Source organism: Polyangiaceae bacterium (genome assembly GCA_015075635.1).
GTDB lineage: Bacteria > Myxococcota_A > Polyangia > Polyangiales > Polyangiaceae > JADJKB01.
In genome coordinates this window covers 186,789-210,027 of sequence record JABTUA010000002.1, presented here as the reverse complement: position 1 = coordinate 210,027, position 23,239 = coordinate 186,789, and the positions used below count along the sequence as shown (strand labels likewise).

General features: G+C 70.3%; 20 protein-coding genes and 1 tRNA gene. 10 read left to right on the top strand and 11 right to left on the bottom strand.

Annotation, left to right across the window (positions count from 1 at the left end; genetic code table 11):
• Window positions 1-2: 2 nt before the first annotated feature.
• Window positions 3-1,829: an acyl-CoA dehydrogenase gene (locus HS104_17230; protein ID MBE7481709.1), complete on the top strand. Its 1,827-nt coding sequence runs from the start codon at window positions 3-5 to the stop codon at window positions 1,827-1,829.
• Here HS104_17230 and HS104_17225 read toward each other — a convergent pair.
• Window positions 1,826-3,184 (bottom strand): hypothetical protein, encoded by a 1,359-nt coding sequence (locus HS104_17225; protein ID MBE7481708.1) that lies wholly within the window; start codon window positions 3,182-3,184, stop codon window positions 1,826-1,828. The genes HS104_17230 and HS104_17225 overlap by 4 nt on opposite strands.
• Window positions 3,181-3,876 (bottom strand): glycosyltransferase family 2 protein, encoded by a 696-nt coding sequence (locus tag HS104_17220; protein ID MBE7481707.1) that lies wholly within the window; start codon window positions 3,874-3,876, stop codon window positions 3,181-3,183. The genes HS104_17225 and HS104_17220 overlap by 4 nt, the downstream gene beginning before the upstream one ends.
• 41 nt (window positions 3,877-3,917) lie before the next feature.
• Between HS104_17220 and HS104_17215 the strand changes: the two genes are divergently transcribed.
• Complete coding sequence (locus HS104_17215) at window positions 3,918-4,556, top strand: 5-formyltetrahydrofolate cyclo-ligase (protein ID MBE7481706.1); 639 nt, start codon at window positions 3,918-3,920, stop codon at window positions 4,554-4,556.
• On the opposite strand, the gene HS104_17210 is transcribed toward HS104_17215, so the two are convergent.
• The 4 genes from HS104_17210 to HS104_17195 all read right to left on the bottom strand — a co-directional run bounded on the left by HS104_17210 (window position 4,522) and on the right by HS104_17195 (window position 8,485).
• Window positions 4,522-4,956, bottom strand: coding sequence for a transcriptional repressor (locus HS104_17210; protein MBE7481705.1), 435 nt, complete (start codon window positions 4,954-4,956; stop codon window positions 4,522-4,524). The two genes, HS104_17215 and HS104_17210, sit on opposite strands and share 35 nt — an antisense overlap.
• 122 nt (window positions 4,957-5,078) lie before the next feature.
• Window positions 5,079-7,367: a cation-translocating P-type ATPase gene (locus tag HS104_17205; GenBank protein MBE7481704.1), complete on the bottom strand. Its 2,289-nt coding sequence runs from the start codon at window positions 7,365-7,367 to the stop codon at window positions 5,079-5,081.
• Window positions 7,360-8,277, bottom strand: a complete 918-nt coding sequence (gene argF, locus HS104_17200; GenBank protein ID MBE7481703.1) for an ornithine carbamoyltransferase — start codon at window positions 8,275-8,277, stop codon at window positions 7,360-7,362. Before argF ends, HS104_17205 begins: the two co-directional genes overlap by 8 nt.
• Before the next feature lie 136 nt (window positions 8,278-8,413).
• Window positions 8,414-8,485, bottom strand: a tRNA-Ala gene (locus HS104_17195).
• A gap of 161 nt (window positions 8,486-8,646) precedes the next feature.
• On the opposite strand from HS104_17195, the gene HS104_17190 reads away from it, so the two are divergent.
• The 3 genes from HS104_17190 to HS104_17180 all read left to right on the top strand — a co-directional run bounded on the left by HS104_17190 (window position 8,647) and on the right by HS104_17180 (window position 10,673).
• The gene (locus HS104_17190; GenBank protein MBE7481702.1) at window positions 8,647-8,793 is read left to right on the top strand and encodes a hypothetical protein; all 147 of its coding nucleotides are present in this window, start codon (window positions 8,647-8,649) and stop codon (window positions 8,791-8,793) included.
• 432 nt (window positions 8,794-9,225) lie between these two features.
• On the top strand, window positions 9,226-9,777 hold the full coding sequence (locus tag HS104_17185) for a peptidylprolyl isomerase (GenBank protein ID MBE7481701.1): 552 nt from the start codon (window positions 9,226-9,228) through the stop codon (window positions 9,775-9,777).
• 32 nt (window positions 9,778-9,809) lie between these two features.
• A complete protein-coding gene (locus tag HS104_17180; protein ID MBE7481700.1) occupies window positions 9,810-10,673 on the top strand; it encodes a hypothetical protein in 864 nt (287 codons plus the stop codon).
• 36 nt (window positions 10,674-10,709) lie between these two features.
• Here HS104_17180 and HS104_17175 read toward each other — a convergent pair whose 3' ends face one another.
• Window positions 10,710-11,480 carry a hypothetical protein gene (locus HS104_17175; GenBank protein ID MBE7481699.1) on the bottom strand — a complete coding sequence of 257 codons (771 nt, stop codon included), beginning with the start codon at window positions 11,478-11,480 and terminating at the stop codon, window positions 10,710-10,712.
• Window positions 11,481-11,540: 60 nt separating this feature from the next.
• Between HS104_17175 and HS104_17170 the strand changes: the two genes are divergently transcribed.
• Window positions 11,541-13,664, top strand: coding sequence for a molybdopterin-dependent oxidoreductase (locus tag HS104_17170; protein MBE7481698.1), 2,124 nt, complete (start codon window positions 11,541-11,543; stop codon window positions 13,662-13,664).
• Here HS104_17170 and HS104_17165 read toward each other — a convergent pair.
• Window positions 13,654-14,853, bottom strand: a complete 1,200-nt coding sequence (locus tag HS104_17165; GenBank protein ID MBE7481697.1) for an aspartate aminotransferase family protein — start codon at window positions 14,851-14,853, stop codon at window positions 13,654-13,656. The two genes, HS104_17170 and HS104_17165, sit on opposite strands and share 11 nt — an antisense overlap.
• Window positions 14,854-15,005: 152 nt before the next feature.
• On the opposite strand from HS104_17165, the gene HS104_17160 reads away from it, so the two are divergent.
• Window positions 15,006-15,557, top strand: coding sequence for a YfiR family protein (locus tag HS104_17160; GenBank protein ID MBE7481696.1), 552 nt, complete (start codon window positions 15,006-15,008; stop codon window positions 15,555-15,557).
• On the top strand, window positions 15,554-17,716 hold the full coding sequence (locus HS104_17155; GenBank protein MBE7481695.1) for a TonB-dependent receptor: 2,163 nt from the start codon (window positions 15,554-15,556) through the stop codon (window positions 17,714-17,716). The genes HS104_17160 and HS104_17155 overlap by 4 nt, the downstream gene beginning before the upstream one ends.
• A gap of 3 nt (window positions 17,717-17,719) precedes the next feature.
• Here HS104_17155 and HS104_17150 read toward each other — a convergent pair whose 3' ends face one another.
• From HS104_17150 to HS104_17140, 3 genes are all read right to left on the bottom strand, one after another.
• The gene (locus HS104_17150; GenBank protein MBE7481694.1) at window positions 17,720-18,139 is read right to left on the bottom strand and encodes a response regulator; all 420 of its coding nucleotides are present in this window, start codon (window positions 18,137-18,139) and stop codon (window positions 17,720-17,722) included.
• The gene (locus HS104_17145) at window positions 18,136-20,385 is read right to left on the bottom strand and encodes an Hpt domain-containing protein (GenBank protein ID MBE7481693.1); all 2,250 of its coding nucleotides are present in this window, start codon (window positions 20,383-20,385) and stop codon (window positions 18,136-18,138) included. The genes HS104_17150 and HS104_17145 overlap by 4 nt, the downstream gene beginning before the upstream one ends.
• An 85-nt stretch (window positions 20,386-20,470) precedes the next feature.
• Complete coding sequence (locus tag HS104_17140; protein MBE7481692.1) at window positions 20,471-21,259, bottom strand: HAD hydrolase family protein; 789 nt, start codon at window positions 21,257-21,259, stop codon at window positions 20,471-20,473.
• A 47-nt stretch (window positions 21,260-21,306) separates the two neighbouring features.
• Between HS104_17140 and HS104_17135 the strand changes: the two genes are divergently transcribed.
• Window positions 21,307-23,022 carry a peptidase S8 gene (locus HS104_17135; GenBank protein ID MBE7481691.1) on the top strand — a complete coding sequence of 572 codons (1,716 nt, stop codon included), beginning with the start codon at window positions 21,307-21,309 and terminating at the stop codon, window positions 23,020-23,022.
• A gap of 19 nt (window positions 23,023-23,041) precedes the next feature.
• On the top strand, window positions 23,042-23,239 hold the full coding sequence (locus tag HS104_17130) for a hypothetical protein (protein MBE7481690.1): 198 nt from the start codon (window positions 23,042-23,044) through the stop codon (window positions 23,237-23,239).

Sequence of the window (23,239 nt, the reverse complement as noted above, 5' to 3'; positions counted from 1 at the left end):
CCATGTCCCTTCCCCAGAACCGTTACAAGGCTGACCTCCGCGAGCTCCACTTCGTGCTGTTCGAGCAGTTCAAGCTCGGCGAGCTGCTCGGCCGCGAACCGTACCAGGACTGGGGCGAGGAGGAGGTTCGCCTCACGCTCTCGGAGGTCTACCGCTTTGCGACGGAGGTGACGGGCCCGCTCAACGCCGTCGGGGATCAAGAAGGCTGCCGCATCGAGGACGGTCAGGTGTTGACACCGAAGGGCTTCAAGGAAGCGTGGCAGAAGACCTACGAGAGCGGCTTCAAGAGCCTGGTGGTCCCGGCGGAGTTCGGCGGGCAAGGCGCGCCGCGCGTGCTCGCGGCGCTCACCACGGAGCTGACCAGCGGCTCGAACACCGCCTTCGACATGTACCCGGGGCTCACCATCGGCGCTGCGGATCTGATCGAGGCCTTCGGAACCCCCGAGCAGCGCGAGCGCTACTGCGGGAAGATGTTCGGCGGCGAGTGGGCGGGGACGATGTGCATCACCGAGCCGCAGGCGGGCTCGGACGTCGGCGCCGCGACCAGCTTCGCGAAGAGAAACGCCGATGGCACCTACAGCATCACCGGCACCAAGCTCTTCATCAGCGGTGGCGATCAGGACCTGACCGAGAACATCGTGCACATGGTGCTGGCGCGCACCGAAGGCGCCCCCAAGGGGACCAAGGGGCTCTCCCTGTTCATCGTACCCAAGCGGCGCGTCACGGGTGAGCCGAACGACGTCAAGTGCCTGTCCATCGAGCACAAGATGGGCATCAAGGGCTCCTCGACGGCCCTCCTGCAGTTCGGGGACGACGGGCAGTGCGTCGGCGAGCTCTGCGGCACGACGGAGCAGCAGGGCATCAAGCAGATGTTCAAGATGATGAACTACGCGCGCATCGGCGTGGGCCTGCAAGGCCTGGGCATCGCCTCGGCCGCGTACCTCTCCACGCTGGAGTACGCCAAGGAACGCAAGCAGGGCTCGAGCGCGGCCCAGTGGAAGGACCCCGACGCGCCACGCGTGGCGATCATCGAGCACGCCAACGTGCGGCGCATGCTGCTCTGGATGAAGGCGCACGTCGAAGGCGTCCGCGCGCTGATCGTCAAGGGAGCGATGCACCTGGATCGCGCTGCAGCCTTGGCCGGCAAGGACGACGAGCAGGCGCTTTACCACCAGGGACAGGTCGAGCTGCTCACGCCCCTGATCAAGTCGTACTCTTCGGATACGGCGTTCCGCGTGGCGGAGATGGCCATCCAGGTCCACGGCGGCGTCGGCTACACCGAGGACTACCCGGTCGAGCAGCACTGTCGCGACGCGAAGATCTTCAGCATCTACGAGGGCACCAACGGCATTCAAGCGCTCGACCTGGTGGCGCGCAAGCTGGGTCAAGCCGGCGGCATGAACACCCAGCGCTTCCTGGGTGACGTCTCGGCGTTCGTCGAGCAGCACCGCGAGCACCCGGTGCTCGGCCCGAGCGTGGCGAACCTGGCGCTGGCGCACGAGGCGGTGGCGGGCTCCGTGATGCAGCTGCTCGGCTGGTTCCAGGGCGGAGAGGTCGAGCGCGTGCCGCTGGTCGCGAACCGCTTCTTGACCATGATGAGCGAGCTCACCGTGGGCTGGCTCTTGCTCGACGCCGCGGCCGTTGCGCTGGAAAACCAGAAGAAGGTCGCGGAGTCGGACCCGGACTTCGCCTTCTACGAAGGCAAGAAGCACGCGGCGATCTTCTTCGCTCACCAGGTGCTGCCGGGCGTGGTCGGCTCGGCCAAGATGCTCGCCGCCGGCGACAACAGCGCCCTGGACATCCCCGACGCGGCCTTCGCGACGGTCTAAGGCTCGGCAGGCACGCTCGGCCGCTCGCCGCTGGGCGTCCGCGGCGGATCTGCGAATTCGTCCGCCAGATCGAAGGCCACGAAGCGCCCGGAGAGGTGGGGTGCCTCGCTCACCCAGAGCCGGCGCCGGCCCGAGTCGAAGACCACGCCGTGGGTGGCGATGTGGGCGTCGATGGCGCGGCGATCACCGGCCGGGAGCGCCGCTCCGCCGGGTGCGCGCTTGTCGCGCAGGAGCCGAACCGCGTCTTCGACCGTCGCCGGGTGGTCGAGGGAGGCGGCCAGCTCCTTGCCGCGCGCCTCGCGCTCCAGCGTCGTCGTCGCCGCGCGCACGTGCTGGTTCTTCGGATCGGCCGCTGCCGGACCGTCGAAGTGGTTCGAGACCGCGGCTTTCGCGGGCAGCGCGCGTGCGTGGGGCGGCGAGCCCGGCACGCGCTCGATCACGCTGGTAGCGCCGTTCGCGTCCGCCGCGATCACGATGTGGCTGACCATCGGCTCGCGCTCCGCAAAGGCCCTCACCGCTTCTTCCACCGTGCGCGCGCTCGAGAGCACGCGGCGCAGCGCGTGCACGACGGGCTCGCCTTCGGCGCGCGGCTCGCCCGCGCGGCCGCCGTGCACGACCAGGGCGAGGCCCTCGCGGTTCATGCCGCTGACCACTCCGGGCAGGCCGGGCCAGGCCACCGACGCGAAGGGGATCGTGCCGGTCTCCCGGACGAAGAACACGGCCTTCTGCTCGTCGAACACGTCGTGTACGTCGAAGTCGAAAGCGCGGGCGAGCAAGCTGTGTCCGCCCTCCGCTGCTTCTCTGGCGAAGGTGAAGCTGGTGCAGCCGATCAGGGGCGAGCGTTCGAACGACAGCGCGATGTCGTAGAGGGCGTTCAGGTAGACGAAGCGCTGGTAGGTCGGGAAGAGGTCCGCGTAGGGATCCGGCGCGAAGCCCAGCGCGCTCGCGGCTAGCTCGCGACGCCGCGCTGCATCGAGCCCTCGATCCAGATCGCGGTAGCGGAGCTGAGCCAGATCGAGCAGCAGCCAGCGCAACGGCGCGGGGCGAACGGCGCGCCGGAATTCCTCGAGCAAGATGCCTTCGTTTGCGACCATCTCCGGCCGGAGCAGGCGCGCCTGGGCGAAGCCGATCTGCTCCGGCGTCCCCGAGAGGTGGACCACCCGCAGCTTGCCGTAGCTCGACGACGTCGAGCGCCCGAGCGCGCGGACGCCGGGTGCGGGCTCCGTCACGGGCTCGTCGTTCACCTCGACCGTCGGAGGCTCGAGCCGGGCGCGCTGTCGGATGCCGAAGTGAGCGGCAGCCAGCGCGCCGAGCGCTGCCACGGCGACTATCGCGAGGCGCCGCCGCCAGCTCACGCGCCCCCACGCTCCGAGAGCAGCGTGCTCACCACGCGGAACACGATCCGCGCTGGGTCACGCACGACGTGGAAGTGCGTGCGCCGGTCCGGCGGGTAGAGCACCCGCACCGGGATCTGGACGATGTCCCAATTCGCCCGGGCGGCACGCAGCAAGACCTCGGCTTCGAAGGCGTAGCCCTCCGAGCGTGGCGCGAGCGCGAGGGTCTTCTCGAGCGGATAGCGCCGGAGGCCGCACTGCGTGTCCCGGAGCTCGCGCCCCGTGAAGCGCGAGAGGAAGAAGTTCGAGATGGCGTTGGAGCGCTGGTTGGCCCGCGGCGCGCCGGCGCCGACCAGGTCACGCACACCCAGGATCAAGCTTTCCCGCGGCGCGGGGTGGAGCGCGAGCCGAACCGCCTCCTCTGCCGGGTGCTGGCCGTCGGCGTCCACGCTGACGACGGCGTCGGCCTCGAAGGCGCGGGCGCGCTCGAAGCCGGTCAGGAGCGCCGCGCCCTTGCCTCGGTTGTGCGGGTGTCGCACCACGTACGCGCCGGCCGCGCGGGCCGCTCCGCTGGTGTCGTCCGCGGAGCCGTCGTCCACCACGATCACCGGCGGTGCCTCGCCGGTGTCCGGCCAGAGCGCTCGGAGCTCGCGCGCGAGCGCACCCACCGAGCGTTCGGCGAAGTAGGCCGGGACGACCGCGAGCACGCGCATGCCGCGAATCTGCCACGCTGGGCCGTGGTATGGACACCTCCGTGGCCGACCTGGCGAAAAATGAGATGGAAGCGCTCCTGGCGCAGGCCAAGCGGCAGCTCCGCGCGCGCATGAGAGGATTGCGCAGCGCCCTGCCTGCGTCCGCCATCGCGGCGCGCAGCGGGCGCATCGTCGAACGGGTCGCAGCGCTCGGCCCCGTTCGCGACGCGAAGAGCGTCGCGCTGTTCTGGCCGATGGCGAACAAGAACGAGGTCGACCTCGTGCCCCTGGACGCGACGCTCAGAGCTCAGGGAAAGCGCCTGTACTACCCGTTCATGACCCCCACCGAGACCGGCTACCACACCGGCTTCCGCCTGTTGTCCGACGTCGGGCTACTGGAGCAGCGCGGCCGCGGCTTCAGCGAGCCGCCGCTCGACGCAGCCGAGGCGACGCGGGGCGACATCGACGCAGTGGTGGTGCCTGCGCTGGCCGTTTCGGCCGACGGCTATCGCATCGGTTATGGCATCGGGTTCTACGACGTGACTTTGCCGGACGTGTGCCCACCGGCCTCCACGGTGGTGGTGGCGTTTTCGTTCCAGCTGCTCGCGGAGGCGCCGCACGACGAAGGCGACTTTCCCTGCGACTGGGTCGTCACGGACGCGAGTGTCACCGATGCGCGGTCCGCGCGCGGCCCGGCTTGACGCTCTTCTTCGCGCAATCGGCGCAGAGCCCGTAGAGCTCGTGCTTGTGGTCTTGCACCACGAAGCCGTAGCGCGCGGCGATGCGCTCCTGCAGCTCCTCGATGGCCGGCTCCTCGAACTCGGTGATCTTGCCGCAGTCGAGGCAGATCAAGTGATCGTGGTGCGCCTCCTCGTCGGCGAGCTCGTAGCGGGTGAAGCCGTCGCCGAACTTGCGCTCGTGTACCAGGCCGCCTTCGGACAGGAGCTTCATGGTGCGGTACACGGTCGCGTAGCCGACGCGCGGGTCGGCGGCGCGGACGACCTCGAGCAGTTGGTCGATGGTCACGTGGTCCGTGGCCTCGAACAGCTTGTCGATGATGACTCGGCGCTGCTCGGTGCTGCGCAGGCCGCGCTTCTCCATGAACGTCGTCAGCTCGGCGCGCAGACGCTCGCGGTCCGGGGGCCGCGGGCCACTCTGGGGCTGGAGCTCCCCTCGCTTCACCCGTCTTTCATCGCGCCCGCGGGGCGGGGGGTCAAGCCATCTCAGCCTTCTCTTGCCCGCAGTCGGAACAAAGCCGCGAGTGTTCCCAGCACGGCGGCGAGCGGTGCGATGGCTGGTGGCAAGAGCGCGAACGCCACGCCGAGGGCGCTGCCCACACCGGGGACCAATGTGAGCAGCAGGCCCAAGCGGGCCTCGCTCTTGGCGCGATGGGCCAGACGAATGGCGTACGCGGCGTCGCGCACGTCGTCGCTGGCGAGCTGGATGCCCCACTCCGCCGTGCTGGAGCCGGCCGAGCTCAGCGCTGCCGAGACGTCCGCGGCGCCGAGCGCCACGTCGTCGCCCGGGCTTCGCCCGACGACCGCGACCGTGGCGCCCCCGTCGGCGAGCCTGCGCACCTCGTCGCCGCGGTCGGCAGGCAGCACTTCGGGGCGGATGTGCTCGATGTCGAGCGCGCGACCGATGGCCTCGCAGGTCTCGCGGGCGTCACCGGAGAGCAAGACGGGCTCGACGCCCACGTCGAGCAGGTGCTGCACGGCGGCGCGGGCGCCGGGGCGCAAGCCGTCTTGCAGGCCGACTACTCCGACCAGGCGTCCTCCCAACGCCACGAGCAGAGCCGTGCGTCCCATGGCCTCGAGCTCCAGGATCTTCGGCTCCGCTGCTGCCACGCTGATGCGTTCCTTCAGCATCAGGGCGCGGCTGCCGACCACCAGTTGCTGGCCGCTCGACGCTACCGCGGTGACCCCGAGCCCAGGTTGAACGCTCGGGCTGCGCACGCCGTCCGGGCGGACGCCGCGCACGCGCGCCGCGCGCAAGACTGCCGTCGCCATCGGGTTCGACTCTCCCGCCTCGGCGCCCGCGGTGAGGGCGAGCACGCGCTCGGGCTCGACGTCGCCGATCGGCTCGACGTTCGCGACCTCCGGCTCGCCGAGCAAGAGCGTTCCCCGAGCGCAGAAGGCAGCGACGGACACGCGGCCCGCTTTGTCCAGGGCCTCTGCGGAGCGAAACACGATGCCGCGACGCAGGCCGAGGAGCACCGACTCCATCATGTGCAGCGCGCCGATCTGAGCCACACCCGCGTTGGCCAGCGCGCTCTGCGCCGCCACCGCGAACATCGCGATCACCAGCGGCGACTGGTCCTCGGCGTACCCCGCCAGCGCAGCCAGGCCGGCCGCCAACGGGGCCGCACGTTCGGCGGTCAGGCGTCCGACGCGAGCGCCGCTCGCGAACAAGTCGGCGCGGCGCCGCGGGTCGTTCGTCACGCGCATCCAGGCGCGATCGAAGCCCGTCCAGGCCGCCACCGCCCGCAGCCGTCCGTCCAGCACGCTCGCTCCAGCCACCACGTGATCGCCTTCACTGCGCATCACGCTGGTCTTTGCGCCGAGCCAGGGGGCCACGCGACCGCTCCCGGCGGTGATGGTGGCGTCGACCGGCATCACCTCGCCCGGTTCGACCACGATCTCCTCTCCGGGACGCAGATCGAGCGCGCGCACCGTCGCGGTGTCGTTTCCGATCACGCGGCGGCCGGGGCGCGAGAGCGCCTCCGCGATGGCGTCGCGCTCCAGATCCAGCGGCCGGCGTGCTCGACGCGCCAGCCAGATGCCGGCGGCGACGGCGGCCAGCACGATACCCGCGAGCGTCGCCGCGGCGTTGCCCTCTTTGGCGTTCGCCGCCCGCGCTGCCATCGCCACGCCCAGGGCGATGATCGGTCCCGCCAGCAACACTCCTGGGTGAGGCTCCGTCGGGTCGCGTCGAGCGGTGATGCCCTCGGCGATCAGGGCAGCCGCCGCCACGCAGACCACGACCAACCGTGCCGTCAGCGCGCCGGGCGAGCTTCCGGCGAGGCTGAGCGCCACCGAGAGCATGCCGCCGGCGATGCACAGACCGAGCAGGAGCGCGCCGATGTCGGCGCGGTCGGCGCCGTCCGCGAGCTCGGCACGGGCGCCTGGCGGCTCGTGCAGCGCGTCGCCCTCCCGATCCGAGAGCGCGTCCAGGTGGCTGGCGTCGTGCACGGGAGCGATCTCGGCCGTGGCCACGTCTGCCAGGGCCGCGACCTGCCGGCGCTGATCCAGCGCTTCCGCGGCCTCGGCCCGCGTGGCGAGCACCTCCGCGGCGGGCGTGGGCGAGCGCCGGCGCTTTGGCATGGGCAGCGGCGTCTCGCGCGTCGCCGGGTCGTAGCTCTCGCGGCACTCGGCGCTGCAGAAGTAGCGGAACCTCTCGTTGAAGATGGCGACGCGGGAAGCCCTCAGCGGATCGACGGGCACCCCGCAACGGGCGCAGCGCACCGGGCGCGCGCGAGGACCTACCGGGGTGTCGATGGCGGTCTCACCCATCGAGGCCCATCGCCCAGACCAGGACGGCCTTCGAGGTGTGCAGGCGCGCCTCGGCCTCGTCCCAGACGAAGCTCCTCGGCCCTTCCAGCACCGCCTCCTCGATCTCCTCGCCGCGGTGCGCGGGCAGGCAGTGCAGCACTACTACGTCCTTCGACGCCCGCGACAGGAGCTCGCGGTCGAGCATGAAGCCGCGGAAGGCCTCCAGCCGCTTCTGCTGCTCGCTCTCCTGGCCCATGCTGGCGAACACGTCGGTGCTGACCACGTCGGCGCCTTCCATGGCGGCGCGCGGCTCCCGCACCACGCTCACGCGTGCGCCGCGCTCCTTGGCCCGCGCGAGCTCCTCGGCGCTGGGATCGTAGCCCTCCGGACAAGCCAACACGAGCTCCAGACCCAAGAGGCCCGCCGCCTCGATCCACGAGTTGGCCATGTTGTTGCCGTCGCCGAGCCAGGCGTACTTGAGGCCCTTCAGCGTGCCGCGTACGCTCCGCGCGGTCATCAGGTCGGCCAACAGCTGCATGGGGTGACTCTGATCGGTGAGCGCGTTCAAGACCGGCACCGAGCTGTACTTCATCATCTCGACCAAGCGGTCCTCGCCGAAGGTGCGCAACGTGATGGCGTGCACCATGCGCGAGAGCACGCGCGCCGTGTCGCGGATCGGCTCGCCCCGGCCGATCTGCGAGCCTTGCGCGGTCACCACGACGGGGTGCCCGCCGAGCTCGGCGACGGCGACCTCGAGCGAGATGCGCGTGCGGGTCGACGACTTCTCGAACACCAAGGCCACCGACTTGCCCGCCAGCGGCTTTGCGGCAGTGCCGCGCTCGGCCTTGAAGCGGTCCGAGGCGTCGAGCACTTTGACCAGGCCTTCGGGGCCGAGGTTGGAGAGCGTCTGGAAATGGCGGAGGCTGGACATGGCGGGGAGGGAACTAACCCGGCGGCGCGCGGCCTGCCAACCGGGGGTGGTTTTTCCCGGCTGCGAGCCAAGGGAGCGCACGCAGACCCGTTGCGGTGCCGAGCGCGCAGACGTGCGCCGTTGCTCGAAAGACCGGTGGAGACGACCGGGATTCGCACCCGGATCTTCGGCTTGCGGCGCCGACGTCCTCCTGTTGGACGATCGCCCCGTGGTGGCGCAGGTTCGCGCCCGCCCCCGATGGGGGCACTACCGCCCGCGGGCGGTTCTCTCTCTGTCTCGGGTCACGCCCGCGCCCTTCGGGGCTTGGCGAGACCGATCTTGTGACGAACGATCTTCAATCTCCGACTCCTCGTGTGGCAGTCCGAGCCCATGGAACGGAGAGGCCGCCTCGCGGGCGGCCTCGATCCGAACACCAGCGTGTCGTACGTGGGCTACCGCGAGCTCGCTCCTCCGAACGCGCTTGCATTGCGCGTGTCGCTCTTGGGTTTGGACATGTTTCGCTCCTCAGACGGATGAGCCGCCGAGTTTGTTTCCAGGTTTGTTCGTGGCCCGAAGATTTCCGCGAAAAGTTGGCCACAAAACACGACGGCCGCTCGGGAGACGAGCGGCCGGTGCGTGCTTCGAGCAGCGCGACCGCTACGTGGTCTCCACCTTCGAGGCGCGTCCTCGACGGAGTGAATTCTGGGTACGAGCGGCGTTCATGCGAGCGCGTCATTTAGGCGCGCTCGCGGGGCTCGTCAAGGCGTGGCGCGAGCGCGCGAGACAACGGCCCGCGTCGCCGCTACGCTCTCGTCCATGCTCCGAGCCTGCCTCGCCGCCACTCTGCTCTCCGTTCTCGTGCTCCCCGCCTGCGGGTCCAGCGGCTCCGGCGGCGGCGCGAGCTCGGGCGGGACCGGAGGCGCCACGGGCGGCGGCGGCGGGAGCGGCGGCACCGCGGCCACCGGTGGCATGACCGGCGGCAGCGCGGGAGTCGCCACGGGCGGCGGCGGGACGGGCGACGCCGGCGGTGCTGGTGGCAAGCCAGTGATCGAGATGGATACCAGCCTGGGGAAGATGGTGTTCGAGCTCGAGCCCACCGACATGCCGGTGACCACGGCGAACTTCCTGAGCTACGTCGACTCGGGGTTCTACGACGGCACGATCATCCACCGCGTGCTCCCCGACTTCGTGATCCAGGGCGGCGGCTACGCCACGGGACTGGTGGCGAAGACCGCGAATCCGCCGATCAAGCTCGAGACCAGCCCTGCCGTCCAACACGACTACGGCGTGATCTCCATGGCGCGGACCTCCGATCCCGACAGCGCTGACAGCCAGTTCTTCGTGGTCAACGCCAAGGCCGGCTCGCACAGTCTGGACGGCAGCTACGCGGCGTTCGGTCGCATGCTCGAAGGCGGCGCCGTGCTCGACGCCATCAGCGGCGTCCCGACGCAGAGTCAGTCGGGCCTGGAGGACGTGCCGGTCACGGAGATCGTCGTGAAGTCGGTCACGCGCAAGCCGTGACTCCGGTCGGGGCATCGCGTAGACTCTCGAGCATGGTGCGGACGCTGGCGTTCTCGTGCTGCGTCATCGCTGCAGCTTGCGGCTCGTCGCAAGACGACGGGCTCGGCGGCACGGGCGGGAGCTCCGGCAGCGGGGCGAGCAGCACCGGTGCGGCAGCGGGGATGGGGGGAGGCTCGAGCGGCGGAGCGGGCGGCAGCGGGGGGAGCGCCGGCGCAGGCGGCAGCGTGCTCGCGGGTGGGGCTGCCGGCAGCGGAGCGACGGGCGGCAGCGGAGCGACGGGCGGCAGCGGAGCGACGGGCGGCAGCGGAGCGACGGGCGGCAGCGGAGCGACGGGCGGCAGCGGAGCGACGGGCGGCAGTGGAGGCGCGCCCGCCGCCTGTTCTCCGGCCTGCGGCGGCTCCACACCGTATTGCTGCGACAAGGGCAGCGGGCCCAAGTGCTACAACACCGCGCAGGGTTGCGGCTGCACACCGGGGGCGACCGGAACCTGCGGGGGGACCTACGCCATCTGTTGCGACAAGTCCGACGGGCAGGGGCCGCGCTGTCAGGCGACGGCCAATGGATGTGGCTGCAAGCCCGGAGCCGCTTCCAATCCTTGTGCGGGGACGTATCCGATCTGTTGCGCGGGGACTGGCGGGCAGGCGATCTGCAAGAGCGTCGCGGCAGGCTGCGGCTGTGTCGTGGGCGCCAAGGACAACGTCTGCTCGGGCGGTTATCCGATCTGCTGCGACAAGAAGGACGGCCTCGGGGCCGTCTGCCAGAGCACGTCGAACACCTGCTCGTGCAATCCGACCATGCCCCTGCAAACCTGCCAGAGTCCGTACCCGGTGTGCTGCGTGAAGGTCCCGATCTCCGAGCCGCGCTGCTACTCGTCCACGACGGGGTGCCAGCCCTGAGGCGCTTCCTGGCTGAGCCCGCCGTGCGCGCGTCGCTCACCCGCCCCTGAAGTCGTCGAGCGAGAGCTGCGTATTGCCAGCCCAGACGGCGATGCCCGGACGACTCGCCGGCCAGACTCCGACGTTCACGCTGTCCACCGTCACGCCGTTGACCAGGACCGTGAGCATCCCTGCCGCCGTCAGGCGCGCCTCGATGCGGTCGCCGTCGTAGACCGCCCAGGGTTGGCTCATCAGGTCGCTCCATTTTCCGCCCACGCACTTCTGCGCCACGATGGCCTGCTGATACCCGGAGTGGCCGACCTGAATCAGGTTGCAGTTGTTGTCGCTGCTCGCGGCGAACAACACGCCGACCAGGCCCGAGCTCGGATCGACCTTCATCAAGCGCACACTCACGGTCTGCGTCGCGCACAGCTTCTTGGCGTGGAAGATGCGATCGTCGAGGTTGTTCTTGGTGTGCCGGAGCTGTCCGGCCTGCACCGCGAACGCGGTGATGTCGCCCGTCCAGGCCGACCCCAGCGGCCCGTCGGGCTGGCCGAAGTCGTCCAGCAGCGGCGGACTCTCGGGGAAGCAAGGGTTGCCATCCCAGGTGTCGGGGGTGACGTCCTCGGGCGCGTCGAGTGAAGCGTCGCCGCTCGAGCTTCCCCCAGGGAATGCGCCGGCTCCGCCATCGCCGGTTCCAGCGCTTCCGCCGTTCCCTCCGCCGGAGCTTCCTCCGCTCTCGCCGCCATCGCCGCTCGTCCGCGCCTCCTCGATGCTGAGGCAGGCCCCGAAGACGAGGCCGAAGCCGAAGAGCCAAGCGCGCGCCATGCCCGACCAGCATACACCGAACGGGTTGCAGCTCGTGGTCGAGCCGTGCTCGCCTCGGGTGTGGCCAACGTACATCTGAGAGTTTGTCCCCTGTGTGAGGCGACCTGCGGGCTCAGCATCGAGACGGAAGGGGATCGGGTCACCAAGATCCGAGGCGACGAGCTCGACGCGTTCAGTCGCGGCTACATCTGCCCGAAGGGTGTGGCTCTCGGCGATCTGCACCACGATCCCGATCGGCTGAGGCGCCCGCTTCGTCGGCGGGGCGAGCGTTGGGTCGAGGTGGGTTGGGACGAAGCCCTAGACGAGGCCGCCGAGCGTCTCGCCGCGGTGCAACGCGAGCACGGCAAGGACGCAGTCGCCGTCTACCTCGGCAACCCCACCGTTCACAATCTGGGCGCGCTGCTCTTCGGGCCCCCCTTCGTGCGTGCGCTCGGCACCAAGAGCCGCTTCTCGGCCACCTCCGTGGATCAGCTCGCGCACCACGTCGCCGCCTGGGCCATGTTCGGTCATCAGCTGCTCTTGCCCGTGCCCGACGTGGACCGCACCGACTTCTTCCTGCTCATCGGCAGCAATCCCCTGGCCTCGAACGGCTCGCTGATGACGGCGCCGGACGTGAAGCGGCGGCTCTCCGACATCCGGGCCCGGGGCGGCAAGCTCGTGCTGGTGGACCCGCGCCGCACGGAGACCGCCGAGATCGCCGACCACCATCACTTCATTCGGCCCGGCACCGACGTCTACCTCCTGGCGGCTCTGCTCCAGGTGATCTTCGCGGAGAAGCTCGAGCGGACGGGACGCCTCGCCGCCCACACCGTGCGGCTCTCGGAGGCGCGGCGCGCGGTAGAAGGCTTCTCCCCGGAGCTCGCGCAGAAACACACCGGTATCGCTGCTCAGGAGGTTCGGACCCTGGCGCGCTCACTGGCGGGCGCCAGGAGCGCCGTCGTCCATTCGCGCATGGGCGCCTCGACCCAGGAGCACGGCGGTCTCTGCCAATGGCTGACCCAGCTCTTGAACCTGGTCACCGGCAACCTGGACAGGCCCGGCGGTGCCATGTTCACCACGCCCGCGCTCGACGCGTTCCGCTTCGCCAGTAGCGGGCACCTGGGTGTCTGGCGCTCGCGGGTCAGGGGCCTTCCCGAGTTCGGCGGCGAGCTGCCGGTGGCGGTGCTGGCCGAAGAGATGGAGACGCCCGGCGCCGGACAGATCCGCGCGCTGGTCACCCACGCCGGCAACCCGGTGCTCTCGACTCCGGACGGCCGCCGCTTGGAGCGCGCGCTCGCGGGGCTCGACTACTTCGTGGCGATCGACTTCTACAAGAACGAGACCACGCGGCACGCCCACCTGATCTTGCCGCCGACGGGCCCTCTGGAGCACGACCACTACGACGCCGCCTTCTACCTGCTCGCGGTGCGAAACTTCGCCAAGTACTCACCGGCGGTCTTCCCGAAGCCGGCCGCGGCGCGCCACGAGCACGAGATCTTCTCGGGGTTGACCCAGCGCCTGCTCGCGCGCGCGCCGCTCCGCCGGCGCCTGCCGGAGCGCGTGCTCGGCTGGCTCGGCCCGGCGGGAATGTTGGACCTCGGGCTGCGCTCCGGGCCTCATGGGCTTCGGCGCGGACCCAATGGTTTGAGCCTCGCGCGACTGCGTCGCGAGCCCCACGGCGTGGACCTCGGCCCGCTCGTGCCGCGCCTTCCGGGCGCGCTGCGCACGAAGCAGCGGCGCATCGACGCAGCTCCCGAGCTCTTCGTCGCAGCGCTCGCGGCTCTGGTGGACGCGGAGCCTCCCTCCGCGACCGAGCTCTCGCTCATCGGCAGGCGGCAGCTCCGCGGCTGCAACTCCTGGATGCACAACGTGCCCCGCCTGATGACCGGGCGGGAGCGCTGCACGCTCTTGATACATCCCGACGACGCGCGGGCCCGCGAGATCTCGCAGGGCGACCGAGTGCGGGTGCGCTCGAGGGTCGGGGAAGTCGAGCTCCCGGTCGAGGTGAGCGACGAGGTGATGCGTGGCGTGGTGAGCATCCCTCACGGATTCGGGCACGATCGTCCCGGAACCGCGCTGGGCGTCGCGGAGCGTCACGCCGGCGCGAGCATAAACGACCTCACCGACCCCGAGCGGGTCGACGCTGTGACCGGCGCCGCGGCCTTCTCCGGCGTGCCGGTCGAAGTCACGCGCATCACGCCGTAGCCAGAACGCGATCGACGATCGCCAGCGCCTCGGCGAGCTCGCTCTCTCGGATCACCAAGGGCGGCGAGAAGCGCAGGCCGGCGGCGCCCGCGATGCTGAGCAGGAGGCCGGCGTCCCGCAGCTTCTCCAGGACCCCCCTCGGGTCGACGCCATCGCGCAGCACCAGGGCCTGGAGCAGCCCGCTGCCTCGGGAGGTCGCGACCAGGCGCTCGTGCTTCTTGGCCAGCGCGGTCAGGCCCGAGGCCAGCTGGGCGCCGCGCGCATTCACGTTGTCGAGGATCTTCTCTTCCTCGAGCACGTCCAGGACGGTCAGCGCCGCCGCCGAGGCCAGGGGGTTGCCGCCGAAGGTCGAGCCGTGGCTGCCCGGCGGCAGCACGCCCTCCAGGTGCGCCTTGCACAGCATGGCGCCGATCGGCACGCCGCCTGCCAGGCCCTTGGCCAGCGCCAAGACGTCGGGCTCCACGCCGTCGTGCTGCACGCACAGGAACTTGCCGGTGCGACCGATGCCGGTCTGGATCTCGTCCGCGAGCAGGAGCGCCCCGTGCTCGTCGGCGATGCGGCGCAGCTCGGCGACGAAGCCCGCGGGTGCCGGCAGCACCCCGCCCTCGCCCTGCACGGGCTCGAACAGGATGCCGGCGACGTCGGGCGCCATCGCGGCGCGTACCGCGCCAGCGTCTCCGTAGGGGACGTGCGTCACACCCGGCAGCGGACCGAAGCCGTCGCGGTACTTCTTCTGCCCCGTCGCCGCCAGCGCGCCCAGCGTGCGACCGTGAAACGAGCTCTCGAAGGCGATGATGCGGAAGCGGTCCGCCTGGCCCTTGTCGAAGTAGTGCCGCCGCGTCAGCTTCAGCATCCCCTCCATCGCCTCCGCGCCGGAGTTGCAGAAGAAGGCCCGGGCCATACCCGTCAGCTTGCACAGGCGCTCGGCCAGGTGGATGTTCGGCTCGTTGTAGAAGTAGTTCGAGAGGTGGATCACCTCCCCGGCCTGCTTGGCGATGGCCGCCACCAGGCGCGGGTGCGCGTGGCCCAGCGTGCTCACCGCGATGCCCCCGTGGCAGTCGAGGTAGCGCTTGCCGCTTTTGTCCCAGAGCTCCGAGCCCTTGCCGCGCGCGATCACGAGCGGGGGCTGGCGGTAGTTCGGGTACAGGTACTGGCCTCCGAGGGCCACGAGCTCGGCTTCGCTGGACATGGCGGGATGCAACTACCCCAGCCGCGCGCGGCCCGCCAATCCTCTGGAGCATTTGCCGGCGTGCGCGTTGACCCGAACGGGTACGCCGCCTAGTCTTCGGTGCGGCGATGAGGGGCGTGCGTCTTTCGCGGAGGGCTCTCATCAGCGGGGTCGTGGGCGCCACGGCGGCGTTGGGCCTCCCGGGCGCCGCGCGCGCCGACGAGGTCACCGTCCCGGTACCGCTCCAGATCGAGCTGCTCGCGAAGGTCGCGGCCTATGACAAGAACCTCCCGGCCCGGGCCGGCAGCAAGGCGCGCGTGGTCGTCTTGAGCAAGTCCAAGGACGGCGACTCCGAGCGCATCGCCGAGCAGGCGAAGAAGGAGCTGCAGAAGAAGGACACCATCGCGGGCCTGCCCGCGGAGGTCACGTCGCTGGGCTACAGCGACGCCAAGGATCTGGTGAAGCACATCAAGAGCAAGCACATCGCGGTCGTCTACCTGGCTCCGGGGTTCTCCGGCGGCGAGCTCGGTACGCTGGCCAAGGCGCTCGAAGGCGTGAGCGTGCTGACCGTGGGTGCGGTGCCCAAGCAGGTAGCCGGCGGTGTCGTGCTCGGCTTCGACCTGGTGGGAGGCAAGCCGAAGCTGCTCGTTCACCTCAAGCAGGCGAAGAAGCAAGACGTCGAGCTCAGCAGCAAGGTGCTCAAGCTCGTGAAGGTGGTGGGATGAAGCGCCGGCTGTCGATCACGACCCTGATCCTGTGTTTGGCCGCGCCGAGCCTGGCTCAGGCCCAAGCGTCCGACGAGGACACCGCCGAGCTCGAAGGGCTGCTCGACGAGTCCGTGGTCTCTTCCGCCTCCAAATCCGCGGAGACCACCAGCACGGCGCCCGCCACCAGCGTGTCCATCAGCGCAGAGGAGCTGCGCCGCCACGGCATTCGGACCGTGGACGAGGCCATCAACTACCTGGCCATGGGCATGGTCACCGAAAAGTTCTTCCAGAGCACCGACATCGGCGCTCGCGGCGTGACTCTGCGCGGCGACTTCGGCGCCCACGTCCTCTTGATGCTCGACGGTCACGTCCTGAACGAGCAGTGGGGCGCGGGGAGCTACTACGGGCGGGGTACGATGGTGCCCATCGAGCTCGTCGATCACATCGAGATCGTGCTCGGGCCCGGCTCGGTCCTCTACGGGTCGAACGCCATGCTCGGCGTGGTGCACCTGGTGACCAAGCGCGCGAAGGACTTCAAGGGCGCGCACTTCGGCGTGGACACCGAGATCCCGACCAGCATCCGCGGCATGGCCGGAGTCGGCCACGAGCTCCAGCTGTTCGGCACCGACGCCGAGGTCACCTTCGCAGCGGAGTACTTCGCGCAGTTCGGGCCGAGCTTCGACTTCCGCGCGTTCGATCCGGGTCCCGACAGCGTCACGGGCTTGCCGCGGCGCTATTCCAAGGAGAAACCCCTCGGCATCTGGGGCGGCAAGGGTGACGACGCTCACTACACCCGCGCGCCTGGCGGCTACCTGCGCTTCCGCGTGGGCAACACCGAGGCGGCGGTCCGCGCGGCGGTCTACAAGCGCACCTATCCGACCAACGGCGGCAACTTCGACGACCCCGACAGCTTCGAGCAAGACCGCTGGCTCAACGTGGACTTGAAGCACACGTTCACGGTGTCCAAGACGCTACGGCTCAGCGCGCGCGCCTACGGCGATCTCTACGACTACCGCCAGGACTGGACCAGCGACGGCGCCGAAGACTGCCTGCCCGGGCAGGATTCCGGATGCCTCTGGCGCTTGACGGGCATCTCCATGTCCACCGGCCTCGAGCCCCAAGCGCACCTGGACTGGGCGGGGAACGGCAGCTTCGTCACGCTGCTCGGCGTGGACGGCCGCTTGAAGCAGGTCAAGTCGAAGGTCGATTTCATCGACAACCTGACCGGCTCGAACCCGGGGAGCATCGGGGTCTACGACGAGGGGGAACGCGCGCTCGGCGCCTACGTCCAGCAGACGGCGGCTCCGGTGGATTTCTTGGCGCTCAACGCCGGAGTCCGGCTCGACGCCGACGATCGCTTCGGCAACCACCTCTCGCCGCGCGCTGCCGGCACCGTCTTTCCTTGGAAGGGCGGCGCGCTCAAGGCCATCTACAGCGAGGCGTTTCGCGCACCCACCGCGTTCGAGATCTACTACCGCGATCCGCTCACTCAGATCCCGGGCGGCGACGGGCTCGACCCGGAGGTGGTGCGCTCGGTCGAGGCGTCGTTCGAGCAGCGCTTCGGCCGGCAGCGCATCCTGATCGGCGCGTTCCGATCTTGGTGGAAAGACCTGGCGGTGGCCGTGGAGCTCAGCCCGCAGGAGCTGGCTGACGCCATCGCCCGAGGCGAGCTCGAGCCGGCAGCGGCCTACGGCTATCAGGTGCGGAACCTCGGCAGCATCGAGAACTACGGTCTGAACGCGCTCTACGAAGGCTCTGCGGTGACCGGGCGGCTGCGCTACGGGCTCTCGTTCACCGAGGCCTTCACGCGGCTCGAGGATCCCGGCAGTGACCCCGTGCTGCTCGAGACCGCGCCGTCGTGGTTCGGCAACGCACGCATTTCCTACGACTTCGCCGGAGGCTTGCCGACCGCGGCGCTCGCCACTCGCTTCATCAGCCGGCGGCAGCTCAATCGCGGCGAGCCCGGCTTCGCGGATCCGCAGATCGAGCTCCGGGCCGCGCTCACCGGGCCGGTTCCCGGGCTCACCGGCCTCAGCTACCGCCTCACCGCGAACTACACGGTCGTGGACGACAGCCCGTATGTCGTCGGTCCACCGCTGCCGTCGGGTGAGCGCTTGCGCGCGCCGGTGGACCGCTTCCGCACCGGTGTCGGGCTCCAGTACGACCTCGGATGGTGAGGCTCAGGCCTCGCGGCGTTCACGCCTCATGCGGAGCGCCATCTTGCGCAGGCTGATGGTGCGGAACACCGCATCGACTTGGGTCGTCAGCGCGCCGTCGTCGCCCTTCTTCAAGAACGCGCCGTCGAACCCGTGGACTCGGTAGCGGCTGGCCTGCTCCGGATCGGACGTGTACAGGTAGAACTGACAGATCGAGTCCGCCGGCAGCGTCCGCTTGATGTGCTCCAGCACTTCCTTGCCGTTCATTCCGGGCATGTGGAAGTCGATCACCGCCAGGTCACTGCTCTTCGCGAGCTTGGCCGCCACCTCCAGGCTGGTGGTGGTGCGGACGTTGTAGCCAGCCAACGCGAGGGACTCGCGGATCTTCTCCAAGATCAGCCAGCTGTCGTCCATGACGACCACCTGTCCGCGCTCCGAGCTCATGCGCGCGCTCCGGGAGGTTGGCTGTTGCCGGGCGCCAGGATGAAGCGAGTTCCGCAGGGCTCCCGGGCTTCGACCAGGAGATGGTAGCCCACGGCCTCGAGCTCGCGGACCACCGCTGCCAGGCCCATGCCCCGGCCCGACAACGCGTCGTCGCTGGTGTTGGCCCCGTCGACTCGGAACGACCCGTCGTTGGCGGTCTCGACCGAGAGCTTGTCGCCCTTTGCGACGGCCTGCGCCAAGACCGGGTTCTTCTCGACCCCCCGGCCGTCGTCCCACACCTCGATGCGGGGTCGGTCCGACGCGACTGTCGCGATGATGCCCACCGTTCCCACCTCGAGCTTGTCGCCGGCCCGGCGCTGCTCGGGGCGCTCGATCCCGTGGGCGATGGCGTTCTTCACCAGGTGGGTGACGACCCCCGGCAGCACGCGGCCCAAAGCCTCGGGAATGCGCGTCTCTCGGCCTTCGAGCTCCAGCCGGGCGCGCTTGCCGATGGCTTCGGCCCAGGCCGGTGCGCGCTCGATCAGGGGCCCGACGTGCTCTCCCACGGAGCAGGCGCGGAGCCGCTCACTGATCAGCTCGAGCTCTCCGCCCTGCTTCTGCGCGATCGCCGAGAGGGCATCGAGGTCCGAGCGCCGCACCGTGACTTGTTCCAGGGCGGCGCGCCCGGAAGGTGAAGCAGCGATGAACAGCTCCTCGCTCTCGTTCAACAGCTTCTCGACACCGTCGAGCGCGCTTCCGAGGTCGCCGTCGAGCTCGGCCTGGCGCGAGGGAGCGTCACGGGCTTGCTCGCGCAGGCTGGAGAGTCGGCTCTCGACCCCCTCCAGGAGCCCCGTGATCTCGGTCATCTCGAAGCTCGCCGCCTCGCCCTTCAGGGTGTGGATGGTCTGGAACGCGTCGTCCAGGCGCGCGAGCGGCGTGGGACCCGGAGCGAGCAAGCTCTTCGCCCGCTCCAAGCGCTGGCGGGCGCTGCCGAGGAACGCCACGAACAACTGCCCGCCGCCGGAGACCAGGCGACGCAAGGTCGCCAGCTGGCGCGCGTGCCGCTCGCCCTGCTCGTGCACCTCGCGCTCTAGGCGAAACTGCTCGGTGACGTCGGTGGCCAGGAGCATCACGCGGTGGATCGCCCCGTCGCGCACCACCGGCTGGAAGTCCAACGACAGCACGCGCTCGCCCGCGCCACCCGAGAGGCGCACCTCGCGCGGCGCCAGCGACAGGAGCTCGTCCCAGCCCTCCGGCGTCACCTCGAAGGCCAGGGTCAGCCACTCCTCGAACGCGCGCCGCTCCGGGTCCCAATCGCCTACTCCCGGGTAGAGCAGGTCACGGGCGTGTTGCTGGCTCGCCGCGCCCTCGCCGAAGATGACCGCGGCCTGCCGCGACTGAGTGCCGGTGACCGTGCCCTGCTCGTCGAAGACGACGATGGCCTGGCGCATGTGGTCGAACAACTCGCGCAGGTTGGCGTTCGCTTCGGCCAGGCGCTCCTCACGATCGAAGATCGCAGTCCGCATCGACTCGAACGCGCGGGCCAAACGTCCGATCTCGTCGTTGGCGAAGACGCGGACCTCGGCTCCGCGCTGCCCTCGCTCGACTCGGCGGACGGCGCTCAGCAGCGCGTCGATGGGACCCACCACCGAGACTCGACTCACCAAGAGGAGGACCGTCATGGTGCCGAGCGCCAAGAGCAGACAGAGCCACAAGATGCGCTGTCGGTTCACCTCGTAGGCGGCGTTCTCCCGGTCCAGCGAGAAGTGGATCACCGTGGTGCCGACCGGCCTCCCTTCGCCGCCCGCCACGTTGCGGGCGACCTCGACGAAGGTCGGGTGAACGCGGGTGCGCTCGGGTGCGCGTTCGGTGCTGCCCTGCGGGCGCGGACCACCGGCGACCCTCTCCGCGAAAGGCGTGTCCTGTCCTGCCTGCCAGACGGAGACGAAGCTGACGTCCTTGTTCTGCACCAGGTGCCCCAGCTCGGCCTCGACGGCTTCCTTGTCCCCGAAGTCGAGCGGCGCCCCCAGCGAGGCCGCGAACAAGTCCGCGACCATGTCCGCGGCGACGCGCTTGCTCTCCACCAGCGAGTCGCGCTCGCGCTGGCTGACTCGGAAGAAGACGACCGCGCTCGCGACCGTGACCACCAGCACGACCGCGACACCGAGCTTGGTGCCGACCGAGAGGAAACCGCGCTCCGCGGCCGGCCGGCGCGGGGCGCCCGAGGAGGGAGGCGCCTCGGCGGAGTCTCGTCGCCCGTCCCTCATCGGCTGGCAGTATATTCGGGTCGTTCGGCGAGCCGCCAGCCCGCCGAGATCGGCGTCTCGAAGTGTGACGCCCAGAGGCGGTCGCTCAGCCCGGGCCTTCGCGCAGCTCGACCACGCGCGCCGCCGCTTCCGCGAAGCCCGCGCCGCGGGGCGCGGCCGTCAGGTAGCGCGGAGAAACGGTCGGGCGGCCGGAGAAGTTCTGGACCGCGATGGTGGTACGAAAGCCGGCGAAGCACGCTGCGTCGTTCTCGCTGTCACCGATGAACGCGAAGTGGAAGCGAGTCAGCGTGGGATCGGTGCCCCAGAGCAGGCGGACCAGGCGTACGGCGCCGGTGGCCTTGTCGTCGGCGTCGAAGCTCACGTGCAGGTGCACGCTCGAGGCCTGCGTGCGCGCGCCGTGCTCGCGGGCGAGAGCCGCGACGGCCCGCACCACCTCGGGCGCGACGCGCTGCCGCTCGCCGATGTCGAAAGTGAAGTCGCTGAGGCGCGCCGCGACGTCGTCCGCGGGAGCGAGCTCGGGGAAGGCCTCGCCTATCTTGGCCACCACCTCGGCGACGCGGATGCGGCGCGTGCGGCGCTCCGCTTCGGGCACGGCGTCCAGCCGGCGTACGCCACCGTCGTCTCGGTACAGGAGCACGGCGCCGTTCTCCGTCACGGCGCCGTCGACGGGCCACTGGCGCGCGACGACCTCGCCCCAGCCAGCGGGTCTGCCCGTCACCGCGATCAGACGTAGGCCGCTCTCGCGCAGCCGAAAGAGCGACGAGTACGCGGTTTCACCCAGCCGGCCGTGATCGAGCAGGGTGTCGTCCAGGTCGAACAGGAGGCCCTCGAGGCCCCGGGCTTCGGCGGCGGATAGCTCCGAGATTGGGCGCATGCGGCGGATCTGAGCACCGCTCGGCGGGTTGCGCTACGCTCTCCACCGTGAGGGTTTCTGCCCTGTCCCTGGCCTTCGCAGGCCTGCTCGCCGCCGGCGCGGCGTCTGCCGGTGCCCCGGGCAGCCCGGCGCCGAGCGCGACCGACGAGACCGCGGAGGACATCCCCGGCGAGCTCGTCGTGGACTTCGCCGACGACGTCGCGCCGAGCGCGATCGAGGAGCTCTTCGCCCGGCTGGCCGTGGGCTTCGCGCCCTCCGCGCTCGAGTCCGAGACCCGCATCGAGGTGGTGCGGGTGATCGCGGAGCGCCTCGACGAGGTTCGGGGCGCCCTCGAGAAGGACTCTCGCATCGAGGTCGTGGAGCCTCACGCGCGGGTGCGCGCGCTGTTCGTCCCGAACGACCCGCTCTTGAAGGAGCAGTGGCACCTGACGCGCGTAGGAGCCGAGCGAGCCTGGGACTTCTCGACGGGACGCGGCGTCACCGTGGCCGTCATCGACACCGGCATCGCCTGCGAGAAGTTCGGCCCCTACGACAAGGCGACGGACCTGGCCGAGACGCGCTGCGTGGGCGGCTACAACTTCGTGGAGAAGAGCACCCACGCGAACGACGACCACGGCCACGGCACGCACGTGGCCGGCACCATCGCCCAGAGCACCAACAACGGGCTCGGCGCGGCGGGCTTGGCCTTCGACGCGCGCCTGATGCCCGTGAAGGTGCTGACCGCCGACGGCTGGGGCACCACCAGCGACGTGGCCGACGGCATCCGCTGGGCCGCCGACAACGGCGCGCAGGTGATCAACCTGAGCCTCGGCGGTCCGCGCAACTCCCGCATCCTGCAGCGGGCCATCGATCACGCCAAGAAGAAGGGGGTGATCGTGGTCGCCGCGGCCGGCAACAGCGCCGGACCCGTGGGTTATCCCGGCGGCTCGGAGGGCGTGATCGGCGTCAGCGCTCTCGATTCCTCCGACAAGCTCGCGTGGTTCTCCTCTCGCGGTCCCGGCGTGGACGTGGCCGCCCCAGGCGTGGACGTGGTGCAGCAGACCATCTGCAACGGCGGCCGCGACCGCTGCGAACGCTTCCCCAGCTACAACGGCACCAGCATGGCGTCTCCCCACGTCGCCGGCGCTGCCGCGCTGCTGGTGTCGCTGGGCGTCTCCGATCCGGCCGCGGTCGAGCGCGCCCTCACCAAGCACGCGCGCAAGCTGGACGACTCCGCGAAGGGGCGCTTTCAGTTCGGTGCGGGAGCGCTGGACGCCTCGCGCACGCTCGGGCGCGTGGCCCTGGAGCGCACGCTGGGCCGGCTCATCGCGCTCTCGCTGGTCATCTTCTTCGTGTTCAGGAGCGTGCGCAGGAAGGACCCCCGGCTCACGCCCTGGACGCCGCGGTTCCTCGGGCCGGCGCTGCTGGCCGGTCCGGGGCTGCTGTTCTTCGCGCCGTTCATGCTGGGCCGGCACAACGATCTCGTCGACCTGCTCGCGCGCCCGCTGCCAGACTGGGACATCCTGCTCGGCGCCTCTTTCCATGGCTTCTTGCCCCTGGGCACGGTGCTCCTGCCCTTCGGGCTCACCCTCGTGTTCCTCAACCTGCGCGGCGCGCGTCCCGTGCTGGCCGGCCTCGCGGTGGGCATCGCGGCGTTCTGCTTGGCCGCCGCCGTGCAGGGAGGGATCCACTCGCCGCTCGGGCGCTGGGGCCTCGCGTTCTTTGCCGTCCTGAACGCCATCGCGTGTCTGCTCCTGGCGCGGCTGGTGCTGACGGAGAAGTAGCTGCTTCCATCCGAGCCGCATGGGGGGCATCGCGGAGAACGAACGCACGGCGCACGACGCCGCCTACGGAGTGCTCGTCTTCTTGACCGTCACGGCGGTGATGGTGCTACCGGTTCTGTCGCTCGCCCACGTGGCGGCCATCGTTCACTCCTTGGTGGGTCGCTGTCGGATTGACACGAAGGATGCGCTCGGCGAGACTTCGACGCGGGAGGAGTGA

Bases quoted from the DNA above. Each gene is read 5' to 3' on its own strand.
- HS104_17230 (MBE7481709.1), top strand. From the start codon at position 3: ATGTCCCTTCCCCAGAACCGTTACAAGGCTGACCTCCGCGAGCTCCAC.
- HS104_17180 (MBE7481700.1), top strand. From the start codon at position 9,810: ATGGTGCGGACGCTGGCGTTCTCGTGCTGCGTCATCGCTGCAGCTTGC.
- HS104_17175 (MBE7481699.1), bottom strand. From the start codon at position 11,480: ATGGCGCGCGCTTGGCTCTTCGGCTTCGGCCTCGTCTTCGGGGCCTGC.
- HS104_17205 (MBE7481704.1), bottom strand. From the start codon at position 7,367: ATGGGTGAGACCGCCATCGACACCCCGGTAGGTCCTCGCGCGCGCCCG.
- HS104_17190 (MBE7481702.1), top strand. From the start codon at position 8,647: ATGGAACGGAGAGGCCGCCTCGCGGGCGGCCTCGATCCGAACACCAGC.
- argF (MBE7481703.1), bottom strand. From the start codon at position 8,277: ATGTCCAGCCTCCGCCATTTCCAGACGCTCTCCAACCTCGGCCCCGAA.
- HS104_17155 (MBE7481695.1), top strand. From the start codon at position 15,554: ATGAAGCGCCGGCTGTCGATCACGACCCTGATCCTGTGTTTGGCCGCG.
- HS104_17165 (MBE7481697.1), bottom strand. From the start codon at position 14,853: ATGTCCAGCGAAGCCGAGCTCGTGGCCCTCGGAGGCCAGTACCTGTAC.
- HS104_17145 (MBE7481693.1), bottom strand. From the start codon at position 20,385: ATGAGGGACGGGCGACGAGACTCCGCCGAGGCGCCTCCCTCCTCGGGC.
- HS104_17130 (MBE7481690.1), top strand. From the start codon at position 23,042: ATGGGGGGCATCGCGGAGAACGAACGCACGGCGCACGACGCCGCCTAC.
- HS104_17185 (MBE7481701.1), top strand. From the start codon at position 9,226: ATGACCGGCGGCAGCGCGGGAGTCGCCACGGGCGGCGGCGGGACGGGC.
- HS104_17140 (MBE7481692.1), bottom strand. From the start codon at position 21,259: ATGCGCCCAATCTCGGAGCTATCCGCCGCCGAAGCCCGGGGCCTCGAG.
- HS104_17210 (MBE7481705.1), bottom strand. From the start codon at position 4,956: ATGGAGAAGCGCGGCCTGCGCAGCACCGAGCAGCGCCGAGTCATCATC.
- HS104_17150 (MBE7481694.1), bottom strand. From the start codon at position 18,139: ATGAGCTCGGAGCGCGGACAGGTGGTCGTCATGGACGACAGCTGGCTG.
- HS104_17220 (MBE7481707.1), bottom strand. From the start codon at position 3,876: ATGCGCGTGCTCGCGGTCGTCCCGGCCTACTTCGCCGAACGCTCGGTG.